The following is a 17550-nucleotide window of genomic DNA, read 5'->3' as shown; positions in this document are numbered from 1 at the left end:
GCTCATCGTCATACCTCCTGCTCAGGAACCTACATAACCCCTGAGCCACAAAGTCTGACGCGCGACAAACCCGGCCAACCGACCCCGCGCCACCCACCCGCCGGGACCCGCCTCACAACAACCGCTCGTACTCGTACCCGTGCTGGATGTGCTCGTTGAAGTAGCGGCCCTTGCTCTCCGCGGCCATGAACTCCGCGAAGACCGCGTTGTCCACATCCTCGTAGCGGTACACGTGCTCGTTGTGGAACTCCACGTCGAGGATCCGCCTGGCCGGGTCGTAGCCCACCGTCTTGATCACCGAGGACGACACGGGCCAGCGGACGATCCGCGTTCTCCTCCGGTGCTTCACACCTCAGAGTGTCGCCCATCCGAGCGAGATTTCGCAGGGTTTCACTACGCCGAGCTGAGCGGATCACCTCGGGCCGCAGTCCGTAGGCTGCACCCCATGTGGCGAAGACTTCCCGCGGCGGACCGCTGGGTCCTGCGCCGGCTGGGCACGACCGAAGCCAGGTTCCTGCGCGCACTCCCCCCGCTCGGCCGGGCCGCGAACCACGGCCGACTGTGGTGGGCGGTGAGCGCCCTGCTCGCCGCCACCGGCAACCGGCGCGCCCGGCGTGCCGCCCTCCGCGGGCTGATCTCGCTGGGGATGGCGAGCTTCGCCGCGAACGTCGTCAGCAAGCAGGCCGTCCGCCGACCCCGGCCGCCGCTCGAACTGACCCCAGTCGCGCGGCGCCTGGCGCGCATGCCTGTCACGACGTCGTTCCCGTCCGGGCACTCGGCTTCCGCCGCCGCGTTCGCCGCGGGCGTTGCGATCGAGTGGCCGCTGCTCGCGGCGCCCGTGGGCCTGCTCGCGGCGGGCGTCGGCGCTTCGCGGGTCGTCACCGGCGTGCACTACCCCACCGACGTGCTCGCCGGGTTCGGGCTGGGGGTGGGCGCGAGCGCGCTCAGCACCTGGTGGTGGCCGCCCACACCGCCGGGCCCCGCGGAGGCCGCGAACGTCGCCGCACCCGCGGCGCCCACCGGCGAAGGCGTGGTCATCGTGGTCAACTCCGGCGCCGGGAGCGTGAGCGACGACCTGGTGGAACTGCTGCGCGACCGCCTGCCGGACGCCGAAATCGTCCAGCCCGAGGACGGGGAGGACCTGTCGGAGGTGCTCGCCGACGCGGCCCGCCGCTGCCGCGTCCTCGGCATCGCCGGCGGCGACGGCTCGGTCAACGTGGCCGCGAAGACCGCCGCCGACGCCGGGCTCCCCCTGTTCGTGCTGCCCGCCGGCACCCTCAACCACTTCGCCCGCGACCTCGGCCTCGACGACTTCGAGGAGGCGATCGGCGCGCTGCAGGCCGGTGCCGCGAGCCAGGTCGACCTGGGCTGCGTCGACGAGCGGTCCTTCGTCAACACGTGCAGCACCGGGTTGTACACCGACCTCGTGCGCTACCGCGAACGCTGGGAGCGCAAGCTCGGCAAGTGGCCCGCGGTGCTCGTCGGGCTCGTGCACGTCCTGCGCCGCGCCCAGCCGCAGGAGCTCCTCATCGACGGCAGGCCGCGGCGCGTGTGGATGGTGTTCGCGGGCAACGGCCGCTACCTGCCGATCGGGTTCGCGCCCACCAGCAGGCCCCGGCTGGACGACGGGCTGCTCGACATCCGGATCATGGACGCCGAGCACCCCTTCGCCCGCACCCGCATCGCGCTCGGCGTGCTGCTGGGCACGCTGCGCTGGACCCGCCCGTACGAGGGCACCACGGCGGCGGAGCTGAAGATCACCGCACCGGAAGGCGTGCTGCACCTGACCCTCGACGGCGAGTTCACCCGCGTCGACCCCGAGGTGACGATCACCAAACGGCCCCGCGCGCTGACCGTCTACCGGCCCCGGTAGCTACCCCCTGCGAGCCAGCGCCTGCAGGAAGAACGTGAGGTTCGCCGGGCGCTCGCCGAGGCGGCGCATGAAGTACGGGTACCACTCGGTCCCGTACGGCACGTACACGCGCATCCGCAGCCCGCGCCCGGCCAGCTGTTCCTGCACCTGCGGCCGCACGCCGTAGAGCATCTGGAACTCGTAGGCGTCCCGCGTACGCCCCGCCTCCGCCGCGAGGTGCTCGGCGATGTCGATCAGGCGCGTGTCGTGCGTGGCGACCATCGGGTAGCCCTGGCCGTTCATCAACACCTTGAGGCAGCGCACATACGAAGCGTCCACTTCGGACCGATCACGGTAGGCGACCGAGGCCGGTTCGTCGTAAGCGCCCTTGCACAGCCGGATCCGTGACCCGGGACCGGCGAAATCCGCGCAGTCGGCCTCGGTGCGCTTGAGGTAGGCCTGCAGCACGGTGCCCGTGCCGGGGAAGTCCACGCGCAGCGCCCGCACGATGCCGAGCGTGGAGTCGGTGGTGGTGTGGTCCTCCATGTCCACGGTCACGGTCGTGCCCGCGGCGGCCGCGGCCTCGCAGATGCGCCGGGTGTTGTCCAGCGCGATCTTGTCGCCGTCCACGGGGAGCGCCTGCCCCAGCGCGGACAGCTTCACCGAGACCTCCGCCCGCCCGCCCAGCCCTTCGTCGGCCAAGCGGGCGAGGACGGTGCGGTAGGCCTCGACGGTCTGCTCCGCCTGCCCGCGGTCGAGCGTGTCCTCGCCGAGGTGGTCGAGGGTCACCAGCCGATCACGCGACAACTCGTGCGCAATGCGGATTGCGGCGTCGACATCGGACCCGGCGACGAACCGGTCGACGATCGGCCGCAGCAGCGGCGTGCGCTCGACGAGCGTTCGGCACCCGGCGGACCGGGAGGCGGCGATCAACGCGGAGCGGAGCATGGTCGTCCCTTCCTACTGCTGGTGCGGGTAGCCGGAGGTGACCGGCGGCTGGAGGTTCTCCTTGATCGACCGCGGGCTCACCCAGCGCTGCAGGTTGTAGATCGAGCCCGCCTTGTCGTTCGTGCCCGACGCCCGCGAACCGCCGAACGGCTGCTGGCCCACGACCGCGCCGGTCGGCTTGTCGTTGACGTAGAAGTTGCCCGCGGCGAACCGCAGCGCCTGGCTCGCCTGCTGGATCGCCACGCGGTCGTTCGCGATCACCGAGCCGGTCAGCCCGTACGGCGCGCCCTGGTCGACCTTCGCCAGCACCTGCTCGTACTCGCCGTCCTCGTAGACGTGCACGGCGAGGATGGGGCCGAAGAACTCGGTCGAGAAGATCTCGTTCGCCGGGTCCTCGCCCACGAGCACGGTGGGCCGCACGAAGAAACCGGTCGAGTCGTCGGCGGTACCACCGGCGATGACGTCCACATCGGACGCCGCGTGCGCCCGGCGGAGCACCGCGTCCAGCTTGTCGTACGAGCGGCGGTCGATCACGGCGCCGAGGAAGTTCCGGAAGTCGGTGACGTCACCCATGGCGAGTGAGTCCACTTCGGACACCAGGTCGTCCTTCAGCCGCGCCCACACCGAGCGCGGCACGAACGCCCGCGACGCCGCCGAGCACTTCTGGCCCTGGTACTCGAACGCGCCCCGCACGAGCGCGGTGCGCAGCACGTCCACGTCGGCCGAGGCGTGCGCGACCACGAAGTCCTTGCCGCCCGTCTCCCCCACCAGCCGCGGGTAGGTGCGGTAGTTCGCGATGTTCGCGCCCACCGTCGACCACAGGTGCTGGAAGGTCTTCGTCGAGCCGGTGAAGTGGATGCCGGCGAGCGCCGGGTCGGCGAGCACGACGTCCGACACCGCGAGCCCGTCCCCCGGCAGCAGGTTGATCACGCCCGGCGGCAGGCCGGCCTCTTCGAGCAGCCGCATGGTCAGGTGCGCGGCGAGCGTCTGCGTCGGCGACGGCTTCCAGATGACCGTGTTGCCCATCAGCGCGGGCGCGGTCGGCAGGTTGCCCGCGATGGCCGTGAAGTTGAACGGCGTGACGGCGTAGACGAAGCCTTCGAGCGGGCGGTAGTCGGTGCGGTTCCACGTGCCCGCGCCGCTGTTCGGCTGCTCGGCGTGGATCTGCCGGGCGAAGTGCACGTTGAAGCGCCAGAAGTCGGCCAGCTCGCACGCCGAGTCGATCTCGGCCTGCACGACCGTCTTCGACTGGCCCAGCATCGTGGCCGCGTTGAGCGTGTCGCGCCACGGCCCGGACAGCAGGTCCGCGGCCCGCAGCAGCACGGCGGCGCGCTCGTCGAACGGCAGGTTCCGCCAGGTCTCGGCGGCCCGCAGCGCGGCGGCCACGGCGGCCTTGGCGTCCTCGTGGGTGGAGTTGTGCATCGTGCCGAGCACGTGCGCGTGGTTGTGCGGCTGGACGACGTCGATGGGCGAACCACCGGCCATCCGCTGCTCGCCGTCGATCGTGGCCGTCAGCTCGAAGCGCTGCCCGGCGAGTTCGGCCAGCTTCGCGGTCAGGCTCTCCCGTTCCGGGGAGCCGGGGGCGTAGTCGCGCGCCGGTTCGTTGCGCGGCGCGGGCGGGTGAGTCAGCGCGTCCATGGCGGAAGGCTAGGCCGCGGGACGGGTCCGGCGGACTGTTCGATCGGCTACCGTTGACCTCGTGACGTTGTCCGATCGAACAACACCCGGGATGCCCCTGCGGCAGCTGCTGCTGGCCGTCGGCGAGCCGGTGCTCGAACCCGCCACGGGTGATCTCGACGCGCGGGTGCACGGCGTGGGCATCTTCGACCCGGACGACGAGCTGGGCGGTTTCTCCGGCGAGCTGGTGCTGGTCGTCGGTGCCCGCGGGCGGGAGGCCGTCCGGGCGGCGGCACGCGCGGGTGCGGTGGCGGCGGTGGTGCGGCACGACGGGCGGCTCGACGAACTGCGCGCCGCGGCCGAAAGCAGCGGGATCGCGCTGCTGACCGTCGGCCCGGACATGCGCTGGGACCAGTTGCAGGTGCTGCTGCGCGAGGTGCTGGACGCGGCACAGCTGGCGGCGACGTCCGAAGCCGACGGCGGGGACCTGTTCGCCCTGGCGCAAACGGTTGCGGTCCTCACCGCGGGCAGCGTGACGATCGAGGACGCGGGCAACCGCGTGCTCGCCTACTCCCGGTCCGACGACGAGATCGACGAGCTGCGGCGGCTGTCGATCCTCGGCTGGGAGGGGCCGGAGCAGTACCTCGCGCTGCTGCGCGAATGGGGCGTGTACCAGCGGCTGCGGTCGAGCGAGGAGGTGGTGCGCGTCGAGGAGCGGCCCGAGCTGGGCATCCGGCGGCGCCTCGCGGTGGGCATTCGGGCGGGCAACCAGCACCTCGGCGCGATCTGGGTGCAGGAGGGCGCGCAGCCGTTCGCCGAGCGGGCGGAAAGCGCTCTCCTGGGCGCGGCCCGGCTCGCCGCCGTGCAGTTGCTGCGCCGCCGTTCACCCAGCGTCCGGCCGCGGGAGGACCTGGTCGCGGGCCTGCTGGACGGGCGGATCAGCGCGGACCTGGTGGCGGGCCAGCTCGGGCTGGACCCGGCCGCGCCCGCGGTCGTGCTCGCGTTCGCGCCCCGCGAGGTCGAACGGGACCGGCCCGCTCACGAGCTGCACCAGCTGGAGCTGAGCCACGTCGTGTCCGTGCACGCGACGTCCTACCGGCGCAGCGCGCTCGTCGGCACACTCGGCGCGCGCGTGTACGCCGTGCTGCCGGAAGCCCGGTCGGCCCCGTCGACGTTGGCCCGGCAGATCGTGGTTGCCTTGCAGCGCGCGGGTTTGCGCGCCCAGGCGGGGATCGGCTCCCCCGCGCCCGCGCTCAGCGCCGTGACCACGGCGAAGGCCGAGGCCGACCGCGTGCTGGACGCGATGGCCCGCACGCCCGAGCGCGACGTGGCGACCATCGCGGAACTGCGCGCGGAGATCCTGCTCGACGAGACGCTCACGGTGATCGAGGCGAAACCGGAGCTGCGGGACCCGGCGGTCGACGCGCTCGTGACCCACGACGCCGAGCACGGCACGGAACTCGTCCCGTCGCTGCTGGCCTACCTCGACGCGCTGGGGGACGTGCGTGCGGCGGCCGGTGAACTGCACATCCACCCGAACACGCTGCGGCACCGCATCCGCCGCGCCACCGCGCTCGGCGGGCTGCACCTCGACGACCCGCGGGAACGGCTGTTCTGCCACCTCCAGCTGCTGCTCGCGACCCGGTAGCGCCCGTTTGCCCGCCTCCGGCGCGGGTACCCGAAGTGCTCACCCGGCTGTCCTGGGAGGAAGACGACATGAGCGACTACGGGCGGCAGGTCCGGCCCGATCCGGCGAGGCTGTGGGCCGGCGGCGTGGCCACCGCGCTCGTCGCGGCGCTGGTGGCGATCGTGGGCATCCTCATCGCCCGCGGGCTCGCCGACGTCGCGATCCTCGCCCCCAAGGGCTCGGGCCTGTGGGGCAACGCGAACACCGCGACGTACGCGATCGTCTCGGCGGTCGTCGCGCTCGCGGCGACGGGCCTGATGCACCTGCTGTCGGTGGCCACGCCCAAGCCGACCACGTTCTTCGGCTGGATCATGGTGCTGCTGACGCTGATCGGGGTCGTGCTGCCGCTGAGCCTGTCCGTCGGCGTCGAGACGAAGATCGCCACCGCGCTGCTGAACCTGGTGATCGGGCTGGTGATCACGTTGCTGGTGATCAACCTGGCTGGCAGTGCCGTGAAGCGGGCGAACGACCAGCTCACCTACGCCGCGCAGACCCGGGAGTACGGCCAGACCCGCCAGTACTACGACTGAACCACCAGCGACGCCGCCGTGCAGAGACCGCAGGCGACGACGGCCAGCGTGGTCAGCCCGAGCCGGAGCCGGGCGGCTGGCACGTTCCGCGCCGCGAGCGCCGACAGCGCCACGACGACCGCCGCGCACGCCCCGGCCGCGATCTCGAGTGCCGAACCGTGGACGATGCCGCTGCGCACCAGCAGCACGGCGACCACCGCCGCGGACAGCCCCGTGCGCTGCCACGCCAGCGCCGTCCGCTCCGGCTGCAGCCCCGGGTCCCTCATCGCGGGTGCGTCAGCACGAGCACGAGCACCACGACCCCGGCCAGCGCCGCGGCCCAGCCGACGACGAACGGCAGCCACGTCATCGGCAGCGGGCGGCCGTTGCGCATCGCCCGCTGGACGCGCGCCCAGCGGCGGTACGAGAACGCCGCGAGCAGCGTCCCGGTCACGGCCAGCACCACGGCGAGCGCGGTGTGCAGGCCCGCGATGCGGAACGGCGGCACGAACTGCGCGAGCGCGACGGCACCCGCCAGCAGGGCGAGCGCGGTGCGCAGCCAGGCGAGGAACGTGCGCTCGTTGGCCAGTGTGAACCGGTAGTCGGGCTCCTCCCCCTCCTCGTACCAGTGCGGGTGCCGGGACCGTGCGCTCATGATCCGCACGGTAGCCGCTGCTCAGCGGGCCGGCGAAACGGCGTCACTCCTGGTGTTCGTGCGGGGTCAGCAGGTCCACCGCCCGCAACGCGGCCTCGATCTCGAACCGCGCCGTCGGGTCCCGCAGGTCGGGGCCGAAGGCGTCCTCGATCTGCCGCATCCGGTACCGCACCGTGCGCGGGTGCACGCGCAGCACGACCGCGGCCTCCTGCACGTTGCCCTGCGCCTGCAGCCAGGCGAACAGCGTGCCCGCCAGGCGTGCGCGCTGCTTCGGCGGGAACGTGTTGAGCGGCGCGAGCCTGCGCTTGGTGACCTGCTTGACCAACGCGGGATCGCTGAGCAGCCACAACGCCGCCCAGTGGTCCGCGCACACCGTCACCGGCGCGTCCGGCAGCACCCCGTCGCCGACCAGCCGCAGCCCCTGCCGCGCCCAGCGCAGCGACGCGCTCGCGTCCGCCAGCGGCACCGTCGGGCCGACCGCGAGGCGCGCGCCGTGCATCGCCGCGGACAGCCGCTGCAGCCGCTCGCTCGTGACCGGGCCCGGCACCAGCAGGCACGGCTCGGCGTCCCGCAGGTCCGCCAGGACGTCGGGCTCCAGCGCGGGATCGGGCTCGTGCGTGCCCGGCTCGGGTTCCACCGCGACCAGCGCGCACTGCTCGGGCACCGGCCAGCCGACCGTCCTGGCGAGGTCGGCGACGGCCGTTCGGGAGACCGGCGGCCGTTGCAGGATCAGCCGCAGCAGCCGTCGGCGCAGGCCGCGGCCGGCTTCCTGCGACTGCACGCGCGCCTCGCGGTAGCCCTGCGCCGACAGCGACGCCAGCTCGTCGAGGTAGACGAACAGCCGGTCCGCCAGCCACGACACGTCCACCGCGGGCAGCGAGCGCTGCCGCTCGATCCGCGCCACCCGACGCCACGCGACGCGGCCACCGGTGCGCAGCGCCGCGTGCAGCTGGTCGAGGGTGCGGCCGGCGTGGCCCTCGGCGCGGCCGATGTCCCGGAACCGGCGGTCGGCGTCGCCGCGCGCCAGCTGCGGGTACTCGACGAGGTCGGCGAACAGCCGGACCGCGTACTGCACCCGCTCGCGCAGCAGCCCGCCGTGCAGTTCCTCCAGCGGGCGCCCGTATTCGGGCACCACGCGGCGGATCTCGCGCGTGATCTCGTCGACGAGCCCGGGCAGTTCCGGGCGCAGCAACGCGGCCAGCCGGCGTCTTCGTTCTTCCAGCACGCCCGGGCGACCACCTTCCACAACAACCCTTTCCACATTCAGCACGTGCTCGACACGTCCCCCGGCTTCGTTCGGTTCGGGAAATCCCAGGCGTCGCATCTTGGGTTCGGTTTCCCGTGAGCGGCAATCGGTGAAATCACCAGTCCCCATCCCCTACCGTTACCCGCACGCAACTCCCGCGACATCCCGCGACGGAAGGAAACCACGGTGTCCCGCTCCGGCCCGCACGGCCGCGAAACCGCGCTCGCCGAACTCGCGGACCTGCTCTCGCGCACCCGAGGGGGAACCGGTGGAGCAGTGGAAATCCGCGGTGGCGCCGGGCTGGGCAAGACCACGCTGCTGGCCGCGGCGGCGGAACTCGCCCCGGATTTCCGGGTGCTGCACGTCCGCGGTGCGGCGGCTGAGAAAACGCTTCCCGGCGCGGGACTGCACCAGCTGGCGACAGCGCTCGACACGCCCTGTGACGTTTCCGACACCAGCCCGGAACAGCTCTTCCCGCTTTACCTCGCGCTCACACGCGCACTCGCCGCGGCCGCGCGGGAAAACCCCGTGCTCTGCTGTGTGGACGACTTCCCCTTGCTCGATTCCGTTTCCCGTCGGGGAATCACGTTCTGCGCCCGCCGAATGGCGGATCACGCCGTACTCCTGTTGCTCGCGGGTGATCCGGCCGAGCACGGAGAATTCCCGGTCGTCCCGCTGCTCCCCCTCTCCGGCGAAGCGAGCCGCCGCCTGCTCGCCGACCTCGTCCCGGACGGCCTGCCGAGGGATCTCGCGGACGAACTCGTCGCGCTGGCTTCGGGAAATCCACTGGCGCTGACCGAACTGGCGGCCGCGCTGACCCCGGCCCAGCTCGCGGGCACCGCTCCCGCGCCGACCGCGCTGCCCCCGGAAAGCCGCCTGCGCGCACGGTTCCGTCGCCGCTACGAAGCGCTTTCCCCGGCGGCCAGGCAGTTCGTGCGCCTCGTGGTGGCGGGCGAGCGCGTGGACGGCGACACGGTCGTGCGCGCGGCGCGGGAAACCGGCGCCGACCTGTGCGCGCTCGACGAGGCGACCGCGTCCGGGCTGGTGCGCGAGGTGGACGACGTCCTGGAGCCGGCGGGCGCGCTCGTGCGGTCCTCGCTGTACGCGGAGCTGTCGCTCGCCGACCGGCACGCCACGCACGCGCTGCTCGCGAAGGTGCTCGACGACGGACGCCACCGGCTGCCCGCGCTCGTGCAGCGCGCCGCGATCGCCCCGCGCCCGGACGACGCCCTCGCCGACGAACTCGACGAAGCCGCCGCGACCGCGCGCAAGACGAAGGACTACGCGTCCTCCGCCACCGCCTACCACCACGCCGCCGACCTGACCGCCGGTCCGCACCGCCAGGCACTGCGCCTGCTCGCGGCCGCGCGCGACGCATGGCTGTCCGGTCAATCGCGCTGCAGCAGGACACTCCTGCGGCGCCTGCCCCCGCTGACCGGCGATCACACCGTGCGCGGGCTCGCCGCGCTGCTCGCCGGTGAGATCGAGCTGCGCGACGGCACCCCCGCCGACGGGCACCGCAGCCTGCTCGAAGCCGCCGACGAACTCGGCACCTCCGACCCCGCGCTGGCGATCACCGCGCTGATGCGCGCCGCCGAGGCCACGTGCGCCGCGGGCGACTACGCCGCGTTCTTCACCACCGCCGAACGGGTGCGCGCGCTCGCGCGGCCGGAGGAACCGTTGCCGCGCTTGATGTCCGACCACTTCGCCGGGCTCGCGGCCGCGTTGCGCGGGCGGTTCGACGAGGCGCGGGAGCCGCTGCTGCGGGTCGTGGCCGCGGCAGAACACCTGGCCGGCTGCGCCCCGAAGGTGTGGGCCGTGCTCGCCGCGCTCGTGCTGGGCGACGACGAACGCGCGCAACGCCTCGCCACGCAGGCGGTGTCGGCCGCGGCGGACGACGGGGTGCTCGCACCGTGGGCGCTGGAGTTCCTCGCGCACACCGCGCTGCGGCTGGACCGCTACGCCGCGGCCACGCGGGCCGCGGTGGACGGGCTGCGGCTCGCGCAGGTACGCGGGCAGCACAACTGCGCGATCAACCACCTCGCCACGCTCGCGCTGGTCGCCGCGCTGCAGGGCGACCGGGCGACGGCGGAACTGCGGCTGGCGCACGCCGCCGACATCGCCGCGGCACGCGGGCTGGCCCGCCCGGTGGTGCTGGCCTCGTGGGCGCTGGCCTGCCTCGACCTCGCCGAGGACCGCGCCGCCGACGCGGTCGACCGGCTGCGTGACGTCGTGGTCGGCGGCACCGACCCGTTCGTGCGGGTGCTCGCCACCCCGCAGTTCGTCGAGGCCGCCGTCCGCAGCGGCGACCACGCCTCGGCGGTGAAGGCGCTGGAGGTCTTCGAGAGCTGGGCGCGGAGCACGGGCGGCCCCGCGCACCTCGCGTTGTCCCAGCGGTGCCGCGCACTGCTCGCGACCGGTGAGGAGGCCGACGAACGGTACCGCGAGGCGCTGCGGCTGCACCGGCGCGCGGACCGGCCGTTCGAGCTGGCCAAGACGGAGCTGTTCTACGGGGAGCGGCTGCGGCGCGACCGCAAGCCCCGCGACGCGCGGAAGTACCTGCGTGGCGCGTGGCAGACGTTCCAGCGCTACGAAGCCGCGTACTGGGCGGACCGGGCGCGGGCGGAACTGCGGGCCGCGGGCGAGGCGGTCGAGCACCCCGCGCCCCCGGAGCTCGACCTCACCCCGCAGCAGGCGCAGATCTCGAAACTGGTCGCCGAGGGCGCGACGAACCGCGAGATCGCGGCGCAGCTGTTCCTCAGCCCCCGCACCGTCGAACACCACCTGCGCAACATCTTCGCCAAGCTCGGCATCCGCTCGCGGGTGGAGCTGACGACGTTCTTCCGCTGAACCGGTTACCCCCTCCCCCGCCGGGTACCCCACCGGCTGCGAACCGGAGAAGGAGGACACCGTGGCGAACGACGTCATCACGCTGCTCGAACAGCAGCACCAGGAGATCCGCCGGCTGTTCGGTGAGGTCGAGCGTGCCCAGGGCGATCAGCGCAAGGACGCCTTCCGCGAGCTGGTCCGGCTGCTCTCCGTGCACGAAACCGCCGAGGAGGAGCTGGTGCACCCCGAGGTGCGCCGGGCCGAGGGCGGCGAGCCGGTGGTGGACGCCCGGGTCGGCGAGGAGCACCGCGCCAAGGAACTGCTGTCCACATTGGACGACCTCGACCCGGACGCCGAGGGGTTCGACACCCTGCTCGTGCAACTGAGGGACGACGTGCTGGCCCACGCCGAGCACGAGGAACGCGAGGAGTTCCCGCTGCTGCGGCGGGCCACGGAGCAGAAGCGCCTGGAGGCCATGGCGGACATGGTGAAGGCGGCGGAGGCCGTGGCCCCGACGCATCCGCACCCCGGCGTGGAGAGCGCCGCGGCGAACGTGCTGGCGGGCCCTCCGGCGGCGGTCATGGACCGCGCCCGCGACGCGATCCGCAAGGTGCTGGGGCGTTAGCCGCCCGCCGGCTCGCCGGTGAAGCGGCGAGGCCGCTCGACGATGGCGCGCAGCGCTTCCACGTGGCCGAGGAAGCGTTGCCGCCCTTCGCCGGTGGCCCGCACGGTGGTCCTGGGGACCCGGCCGAGGTAGGTGCGCCGCTGCTCGACGTACCCGTCCTTGCGCAGCGTCGCCAGCTGTTTGGACAGTGCCGAATCCGACAGCGACACCGCGTCGCGCAGGAACGCGAAGTCGCACCACTCCGCCACGTCCAGCACGGACATGATCGCCAGCCGCGTCGGGTCCGACAGCAGGCGGTCCAGTTCCGGTGGTGGCGCGGAGTTCATCGCGTGCGTTGCCGCTGGGATCGCGAGAGCAGCAGCTGGGACAGCGCGAACAACGCGGTGAACGCGGCACCGTAGAGCACGCCCGCCACCGTGCCGGGGTAGTCCCGCAGCCCGGTCGAGGCGGCGACGTCCTGCGTGAACCCGTTGCCGTAGTGGAAGATCAGCCAGCCGCCGAGGCAGCCGAGCACCGCCACGACGCCGAAGACGCGGGGGACGAAGGACTGCCGTGGTTGCACGCCCCGCACTTTACCCAGCGGTGCGGAGCCGGAGCCGAAGGTGACGGCGAACACGACGACCAGCAGGACCAGGACGACTGCGGAGATCGCCTTCGCCCCGGTGAGGTCGACGAAGTCGTTCGCCGCCGTGACCGCCGCGATCAACACGAACATCCCCAGGTACACCCACCACGGCAGGCGCGCGGCGCGACGCGCCCGCTCCTGGTGGGCCCGGACCGCCGCCAGTGCCTCGGCCGCCTGCTGCTCGTCCCCGTACTCCACAACCGCCTCCTTCGACTACTTGCCTATCTGGAAAGTAGTCGCTTCTTTCCGAGGAGGCAAGTAGTCAGGAACGCCCGGCCCTGCTGCCCGCGTACGCCAGCTCCCTGGCCTTCGCCAGCCAGTCCGGGTACAGGGTGACGCCCGGTGGGTGGTGCAGCATCGGGTCGAAAGCGGGCTTCTCCGCGTCGTCGCACACGGTGTGCAGGCGCAGCTGCGCGATCGGCCGCGGCACGCCCGTCGCCTGCGCTTCCGCGACCACCAGCTCGAACCCGCCGCCACGCACCAGCCGCCGCGCCGCGCGGAGGGACGCGTCCACGTCCGGCTGCCCGCCCGCCGCCTGCGCGAGCAGCCACCGCAGCCCGCCGTCCACGCGGTACGGCGCGAGGCTGCTGAACGGCGCTTCGCACCACCCCGCGGACGGGAAGGGCACCACGCGCCCGAACGGCCCGATGGTCGAGAACGTCAGGTCCCACGGCCCGGTCTCCAGCGGGATCCGCACCGCGAGCCCGAGCACGTCGCGGAAACCCCGTGGCACGCCCACCCCCTTGGACAGGCGGGCGCGCACCTCCACGGGGCCGTCCGGGAGCGGCCACGGGCCGCGCCGCACCGGCGTGAGGGTGCCGTCCGCCAGCACCCCGTCCGGGTGGAAGGCGCGGGCGTGCCGCACGTGGGCGAGGGCGTCGAACGCGGGGCGCAGGAGTCGCATGGGGCCAGGATTGCCGGGTAGCCCCCGGACTATGCGCGGACCCCTCGCCCTGCCCGGCGGCGACTCACTGACGTTCATCGGCACCGCCACGGTCCTGCTGCGGCTGGGCCCGTTCACGGTGCTGACCGATCCGAACTTCCTGCACCGCGGGCAGTGGTGCTACTTCGGGCAGGGCCTGTTCGACCGCGTCGCGCGCCGGGACCTCGCGGCGGACGTGCCGGTCCTGACCACCGCACACGCCGCGCACCGCTTGAGCCGCAAGGGTTTCCGCGAAACCGTGGCGCTGGAGACGTGGGCGAGCGAAACCCTCACCGACGGCGACGCGTCCATCACGGTGACCGCCGTGCCCGCCCGCCACGCGCCCCGCCCGCTCGACCGCGTGCTGCCGCCGGTCATGGGCAGCATCTGGACCTACACCGCGGGTCCCGGCGCGAAACCACTGCGGATCTACGTCAGCGGCGACACCGTGGTGCACGACGAACTCCGGCAGATCCACGACCGCTACCCGGATGTCGATCTCGCGATCGTGCACCTCGGCGGCACGCGCGTGCTGGGCGTGCTCGTCACGATGGACGACCGGCAGGGCGTGGCACTGCTGGAAATGCTGCGGCCCGCCCACGCCGTGCCCGTGCACTTCGACGACTACGCGAACTTCACGTCACCGGTGTCGAACTTCCTGCAGGCGGTCGCCGCGCGGGGACCGGCGACCGCCGTGCGGATGCTCCGCCGTGGCGAAAGCCTGCCGCTGTCGGAACTTCACTGAGCCGTCAGCGGCTGGGCGATGTCCTCCAGTGACGCGTTCTCCGCCTTGACGCCGAACAGCAGCTCCGCCACCCCGCCGACCGCCATCACCACCGCGGCGACGCCGAAACCGAGCGCGGCGAGCCCGCGGTCGTTCGCCTCGACCAGCGAGCCGAACAGCAACGGGCCGATGATGCCGCCCACGCCGGTGCCGATCGCGTAGAAGAACGCGATGGCGAGCGCCCGCGTCTCCATCGGGAAGATCTCGCTCACCGTCAGGTACGCGGCGCTCGCCCCGGCCGACGCCAGGAAGAACGTCGCGACCAGCAGCGCGAGGAAGCCCCACGGACCACCGGCCCCGCTGGTGAACACGAAGATCAACGGCACCGTCAGCACCGCCGAGCCGAGGTAGCTGGTGGCGATCATCGGCCGGCGGCCGACCGTGTCGAACAGCCGTCCCAGCAGCAGCGGGCCGAGCAGGTTGCCGACCGCGTAGACCACCACGAACACCGGCACGAAACCCGAGTTCACGTTGTAGTACGTCGAAAACAGCGTGCCCAGGTTGAACGTGATGCCGTTGTAGAGGAACGCCTGCCCGACGAACAACGCCAACCCCAGCACGGCGCGCCGGGGGTAGGTCTTGAAGGCGGTGCGGGCGATCTCGCGGAACGGGATCGCGTGCCGCTGGCGGATCCGGATCGACGACTCCGGCTCGTCGAGCTCCTTGTCGCTCTCGCGTTCGACCTCCTGCTCGATCGAGCCGACGATCTTCTCGGCCTCGTCCTCGCGGCCGTGGATGAACAGCCAGCGCGGGCTCTCCGGCACGTGCCGCCGCACGACGAGGATCACCACGCCCAGCACGGCGCCGAGCGCGAACGCCAGCCGCCAGCCCACCGGCAGCGGGAAGACCGACTGGTCGAGGAACACCAGCGCGAGCGCGGAACCGGCCGCGGAACCACCCCAGTACGTGCCGTTCACGACGAGGTCGACGCGGCCACGCAGGCGGGCGGGGATCAGCTCGTCGATGGCGGAGTTGATCGCCGCGTACTCGCCGCCGATGCCCGCGCCGGTCACGAACCGCGCGAGGAAGAAGAACCACGGCGCGAACGTGAAGGCGGTGGCGATCGTGGCGAGCACGTACACGCCGAGCGTCACCAGGAACAGTTTCTTACGCCCGAAGCGGTCGGTGAGCTGACCGAACACAAGCGCGCCGAGGCACGCGCCGAGCACGTAGAACGCCGCCGCGACCCCGACGTCGCCGGAACTCATCCCCGCGCCGCTGCCGTGCTCGGTCATCCGGGAGGCGATCGAGCCGACGATCGTGACCTCGAGCCCGTCGAGAATCCAGACCGTGCCCAGCCCGATGAGGACCCGCCAGTGGAAGTGCGCCCACGGCAGGCGGTCCAGCCGCGCGGGGATCGACGTGGTGAGCACCCCGCTCGTCATCACGCGCCCAGCTGGGTGATCTCGGTGTCGAGCACCGCGGCCTGCTCCTCGAGCGCCCGCTCGTCCGGCTCGCCCTCCCCCAGCCGCTGCCGCAGGTCCTCGCGGGACACCACGGTCATGGCACCGGCGTGCTCCGCGGCGCGCTCGGGCGGCACGACGAGCAGCTGCCCGGCTTCGAGCACGAGCTTGCCGCCCTCGCCGGAACGGAGGAGGACTCGGAGATCGTCTGCGGTCACCTTGGTCATGCCGCAGGCAGTACCCAGAAGGAGGACTTCCTACGCCGCAGGGGTTTCCGGCACGTCCCAGCCGCGCTCGACGGAACGGCGGCAGCGTCCGGGCTCGTCCCCGTGGCTGACGAACAACGCGGTCAGCATCGGCGGTCCGTAGCCCAGCGTGGTGCGGGGCAGCGGGCCGCCCGCGACCAGGGAGACCAGCCCGTGTGCGACGGCCCAGGTCTGGGTCGCCAGGTCCAGCGGCACGGTTCCGGCTGCGAAGCGGCCCGTTTTCCGGCCCCGGTCGGCGGCCTGGACGAGGTGCTCGAGCGTGTCGTCGGCGGCCTGCAGGTCTTCGAGGTCGAAGCTCGCGTCGAACATCACCCGGTACAGGTCGGGGTGGTCGAGCGCGTTGCCGAGGTACGCGGAGACGAGGGCGGTCAGGTCGCGCACGGCGTCGTCCGACGGGGTCACGTCGGCGAAGCGAGCGGCCATGTGCGTGAAGCCCTCCTGGCGCAGGGCCTGCCACAGCCCGTCCATGCTGCCGAAGTACGTGTAGACGGCCATGGTCGAGACGCCGGTGCCGGCGACCAGCGAGCGGAGCGTGATGGGCTCGCGGGTGCGGAGCATGTGCGCGGCGCGCTCGAGGAGCAGGGTGCGCACCGCCGGGTCCTTCGTCCTCGCCATGACCGCCAGAATACATAGCATTGCTTTGCTATAGTTCGGACATGACAGTCGAACTTCTCAATCCGGACGGACTCCCCAAGGTGGACCTGTACCGCCAGGTCGCGGTCGCGACGGGGTCGAAGCTGGTGTTCCTCGCCGGCCAGGTCGCCCTCGACGCCGAGGGGCGCAAGGTCGGCGAAGGCGATCTCGCGGCACAGGTCGAGCAGTGCTACCTCAACGTGGGCACCGCGCTGGCCGAAGCGGGCGCGACGTTCGACGACGTGGTGAAGCTGACCGTGTACCTCGTCGACTGGACGCCGGACAAGATGGCGCTGTACGTGGAAGGCGTGTCCCGGGCCTCGGCGAAGCTCGGGGTGGACGCCCTGCCGCCGTTGACGGGGATCGGGGTCGCGGCACTGGCGGAGCCGGATCTCCTCGTCGAGATCGAGGCCGTCGCCGTCGTGGACTGAGTCAGAGGTCGATGACGATTTTGCCGTGGACGTGGCGTGCGGCTTGGCGTTCGACGGCGGTCTGGATCTGCTCGACGGGGTAGTGGGCGGCGATCGGTACGTGGAGGTGGCCTTCGGCGATGAGGGTGGCGATCTCGCCGAGGGCGCTGGTGCCGTTGGCGCCGTTGGCGGGGGTGATGCCGTCGATCTGGGTGGCGATGGTGGTGATGCGGTGGTCGGGGACGCCGAGTGCGCGGGCGGCGTGGACGGTGTCGGTGCCGTGCAGGTCCAGGGCCGCGGTGACACCCTCGGGGGCGAGCGCCCGGACCCGCTCGACCAGGCCCTCGCCGTAGGTGACCGGTTCGGCGCCCAGCGCCCGCAGGGCCTCGGCCGAGGCGGCGGAGCCGGTGCCGATCACCCGGGCCCCGGCGCGGCGGGCGAGCTGGACGGCGAACACCCCGACCCCGCCGCCCGCGCCGCCGATGAGCACCGTGTCCCCAGGCCCGGGTTTGACCACAGCCACCGCGGCGGCCGCGGTG

20 protein-coding genes are annotated in these 17550 nt (G+C 72.7%); 7 read left to right on the top strand and 13 right to left on the bottom strand.

The features are described 5' to 3' along the window. Positions 1 to 112: 112 nt before the first annotated feature. The gene (locus tag ABFX51_RS32570) at positions 113 to 349 is read right to left on the bottom strand and encodes a KTSC domain-containing protein (RefSeq protein WP_346055994.1); all 237 of its coding nucleotides are present in this window, start codon (positions 347 to 349) and stop codon (positions 113 to 115) included. Between the two features lie 96 nt (positions 350 to 445). Between ABFX51_RS32570 and ABFX51_RS32565 the strand changes: the two genes are divergently transcribed. Continuing rightward, a complete protein-coding gene (locus ABFX51_RS32565) occupies positions 446 to 1873 on the top strand; it encodes a bifunctional phosphatase PAP2/diacylglycerol kinase family protein (RefSeq protein ID WP_346055993.1) in 1428 nt (475 codons plus the stop codon). Here the strand turns inward: ABFX51_RS32565 and ABFX51_RS32560 are convergent, their stop codons facing one another. Beyond that, positions 1874 to 2800 carry a proline dehydrogenase family protein gene (locus ABFX51_RS32560; RefSeq protein WP_346055992.1) on the bottom strand — a complete coding sequence of 309 codons (927 nt, stop codon included), beginning with the start codon at positions 2798 to 2800 and terminating at the stop codon, positions 1874 to 1876. 12 nt (positions 2801 to 2812) lie between these two features. After that, positions 2813 to 4438 carry an L-glutamate gamma-semialdehyde dehydrogenase gene (gene pruA, locus ABFX51_RS32555; protein WP_346055991.1) on the bottom strand — a complete coding sequence of 542 codons (1626 nt, stop codon included), beginning with the start codon at positions 4436 to 4438 and terminating at the stop codon, positions 2813 to 2815. A gap of 61 nt (positions 4439 to 4499) precedes the next feature. On the opposite strand from pruA, the gene ABFX51_RS32550 reads away from it, so the two are divergent. Together ABFX51_RS32550 and ABFX51_RS32545 are read left to right on the top strand one after the other, a co-directional pair. Continuing rightward, a complete protein-coding gene (locus tag ABFX51_RS32550; protein WP_346055990.1) occupies positions 4500 to 6065 on the top strand; it encodes a PucR family transcriptional regulator in 1566 nt (521 codons plus the stop codon). Positions 6066 to 6133: 68 nt separating this feature from the next. Further along, entirely contained in the window at positions 6134 to 6634 is a 501-nt protein-coding gene (locus ABFX51_RS32545) for a DUF6069 family protein (protein WP_346055989.1), read from the top strand. Here ABFX51_RS32545 and ABFX51_RS32540 read toward each other — a convergent pair. From ABFX51_RS32540 to ABFX51_RS32530, 3 genes are read right to left on the bottom strand one after another with little or no spacing between them, the layout of a single operon-like run. Continuing rightward, a complete protein-coding gene (locus tag ABFX51_RS32540) occupies positions 6625 to 6900 on the bottom strand; it encodes a DUF202 domain-containing protein (protein WP_346055988.1) in 276 nt (91 codons plus the stop codon). The genes ABFX51_RS32545 and ABFX51_RS32540 overlap by 10 nt on opposite strands. Next, a complete protein-coding gene (locus tag ABFX51_RS32535; RefSeq protein WP_346055987.1) occupies positions 6897 to 7268 on the bottom strand; it encodes a YidH family protein in 372 nt (123 codons plus the stop codon). The genes ABFX51_RS32540 and ABFX51_RS32535 overlap by 4 nt, the downstream gene beginning before the upstream one ends. A gap of 43 nt (positions 7269 to 7311) precedes the next feature. Continuing rightward, positions 7312 to 8493 carry a PucR family transcriptional regulator gene (locus ABFX51_RS32530; protein ID WP_346055986.1) on the bottom strand — a complete coding sequence of 394 codons (1182 nt, stop codon included), beginning with the start codon at positions 8491 to 8493 and terminating at the stop codon, positions 7312 to 7314. 207 nt (positions 8494 to 8700) lie between these two features. On the opposite strand from ABFX51_RS32530, the gene ABFX51_RS32525 reads away from it, so the two are divergent. After that, complete coding sequence (locus ABFX51_RS32525) at positions 8701 to 11364, top strand: helix-turn-helix transcriptional regulator (protein ID WP_346055984.1); 2664 nt, start codon at positions 8701 to 8703, stop codon at positions 11362 to 11364. Positions 11365 to 11425: 61 nt separating this feature from the next. Beyond that, a complete protein-coding gene (locus ABFX51_RS32520) occupies positions 11426 to 11968 on the top strand; it encodes a hemerythrin domain-containing protein (protein WP_091511428.1) in 543 nt (180 codons plus the stop codon). On the opposite strand, the gene ABFX51_RS32515 is transcribed toward ABFX51_RS32520, so the two are convergent. From ABFX51_RS32515 to ABFX51_RS32505, 3 genes are all read right to left on the bottom strand, one after another. Continuing rightward, on the bottom strand, positions 11965 to 12294 hold the full coding sequence (locus ABFX51_RS32515) for a winged helix-turn-helix domain-containing protein (RefSeq protein ID WP_091511430.1): 330 nt from the start codon (positions 12292 to 12294) through the stop codon (positions 11965 to 11967). The two genes, ABFX51_RS32520 and ABFX51_RS32515, sit on opposite strands and share 4 nt — an antisense overlap. Beyond that, positions 12291 to 12791: a hypothetical protein gene (locus ABFX51_RS32510; RefSeq protein WP_091511433.1), complete on the bottom strand. Its 501-nt coding sequence runs from the start codon at positions 12789 to 12791 to the stop codon at positions 12291 to 12293. The genes ABFX51_RS32515 and ABFX51_RS32510 overlap by 4 nt, the downstream gene beginning before the upstream one ends. Before the next feature lie 64 nt (positions 12792 to 12855). Next, positions 12856 to 13497, bottom strand: coding sequence for a hypothetical protein (locus tag ABFX51_RS32505; RefSeq protein ID WP_346055983.1), 642 nt, complete (start codon positions 13495 to 13497; stop codon positions 12856 to 12858). 31 nt (positions 13498 to 13528) lie between these two features. Between ABFX51_RS32505 and ABFX51_RS32500 the strand changes: the two genes are divergently transcribed. Next, positions 13529 to 14260, top strand: coding sequence for an MBL fold metallo-hydrolase (locus ABFX51_RS32500; RefSeq protein ID WP_346055982.1), 732 nt, complete (start codon positions 13529 to 13531; stop codon positions 14258 to 14260). On the opposite strand, the gene ABFX51_RS32495 is transcribed toward ABFX51_RS32500, so the two are convergent. Genes ABFX51_RS32495 through ABFX51_RS32485 form a run of 3 tightly spaced genes read right to left on the bottom strand, consistent with a single transcriptional unit; the run spans position 14254 to position 16583 of the window. Next, positions 14254 to 15684 carry an MFS transporter gene (locus ABFX51_RS32495; RefSeq protein ID WP_346055981.1) on the bottom strand — a complete coding sequence of 477 codons (1431 nt, stop codon included), beginning with the start codon at positions 15682 to 15684 and terminating at the stop codon, positions 14254 to 14256. The genes ABFX51_RS32500 and ABFX51_RS32495 overlap by 7 nt on opposite strands. Continuing rightward, positions 15684 to 15929: a hypothetical protein gene (locus ABFX51_RS32490; protein WP_091511441.1), complete on the bottom strand. Its 246-nt coding sequence runs from the start codon at positions 15927 to 15929 to the stop codon at positions 15684 to 15686. Before ABFX51_RS32490 ends, ABFX51_RS32495 begins: the two co-directional genes overlap by 1 nt. A 30-nt stretch (positions 15930 to 15959) precedes the next feature. Then, positions 15960 to 16583 carry a TetR/AcrR family transcriptional regulator gene (locus tag ABFX51_RS32485; RefSeq protein WP_346055980.1) on the bottom strand — a complete coding sequence of 208 codons (624 nt, stop codon included), beginning with the start codon at positions 16581 to 16583 and terminating at the stop codon, positions 15960 to 15962. A 41-nt stretch (positions 16584 to 16624) separates the two neighbouring features. Between ABFX51_RS32485 and ABFX51_RS32480 the strand changes: the two genes are divergently transcribed. Beyond that, entirely contained in the window at positions 16625 to 17032 is a 408-nt protein-coding gene (locus tag ABFX51_RS32480) for a RidA family protein (RefSeq protein WP_346055979.1), read from the top strand. 1 nt (position 17033) lies between these two features. On the opposite strand, the gene ABFX51_RS32475 is transcribed toward ABFX51_RS32480, so the two are convergent. After that, on the bottom strand, positions 17034 to 17550 hold a 517-nt coding region (locus ABFX51_RS32475), incomplete at its 5' end, for a zinc-binding dehydrogenase (RefSeq protein WP_346055978.1).

Origin of the sequence: Amycolatopsis dongchuanensis, assembly GCF_039542405.1 — a bacterium.
Lineage (GTDB): Bacteria > Actinomycetota > Actinomycetes > Mycobacteriales > Pseudonocardiaceae > Amycolatopsis_E > Amycolatopsis_E sacchari.
The sequence above is the reverse complement of the archived record's forward strand: the minus strand, read 5'-3'. Positions and strand labels throughout refer to the sequence as shown.

Bases quoted from the DNA above. Each gene is read 5' to 3' on its own strand.
- ABFX51_RS32480 (WP_346055979.1), top strand. From the start codon at position 16,625: ATGACAGTCGAACTTCTCAATCCGGACGGACTCCCCAAGGTGGACCTG.
- ABFX51_RS32490 (WP_091511441.1), bottom strand. From the start codon at position 15,929: ATGACCAAGGTGACCGCAGACGATCTCCGAGTCCTCCTCCGTTCCGGC.
- ABFX51_RS32535 (WP_346055987.1), bottom strand. From the start codon at position 7,268: ATGAGCGCACGGTCCCGGCACCCGCACTGGTACGAGGAGGGGGAGGAG.
- ABFX51_RS32515 (WP_091511430.1), bottom strand. From the start codon at position 12,294: ATGAACTCCGCGCCACCACCGGAACTGGACCGCCTGCTGTCGGACCCG.
- ABFX51_RS32565 (WP_346055993.1), top strand. From the start codon at position 446: ATGTGGCGAAGACTTCCCGCGGCGGACCGCTGGGTCCTGCGCCGGCTG.
- ABFX51_RS32495 (WP_346055981.1), bottom strand. From the start codon at position 15,684: ATGACGAGCGGGGTGCTCACCACGTCGATCCCCGCGCGGCTGGACCGC.
- ABFX51_RS32540 (WP_346055988.1), bottom strand. From the start codon at position 6,900: ATGAGGGACCCGGGGCTGCAGCCGGAGCGGACGGCGCTGGCGTGGCAG.
- ABFX51_RS32500 (WP_346055982.1), top strand. From the start codon at position 13,529: ATGCGCGGACCCCTCGCCCTGCCCGGCGGCGACTCACTGACGTTCATC.
- ABFX51_RS32545 (WP_346055989.1), top strand. From the start codon at position 6,134: ATGAGCGACTACGGGCGGCAGGTCCGGCCCGATCCGGCGAGGCTGTGG.
- ABFX51_RS32560 (WP_346055992.1), bottom strand. From the start codon at position 2,800: ATGCTCCGCTCCGCGTTGATCGCCGCCTCCCGGTCCGCCGGGTGCCGA.
- pruA (WP_346055991.1), bottom strand. From the start codon at position 4,438: ATGGACGCGCTGACTCACCCGCCCGCGCCGCGCAACGAACCGGCGCGC.
- ABFX51_RS32505 (WP_346055983.1), bottom strand. From the start codon at position 13,497: ATGCGACTCCTGCGCCCCGCGTTCGACGCCCTCGCCCACGTGCGGCAC.
- ABFX51_RS32485 (WP_346055980.1), bottom strand. From the start codon at position 16,583: ATGGCGAGGACGAAGGACCCGGCGGTGCGCACCCTGCTCCTCGAGCGC.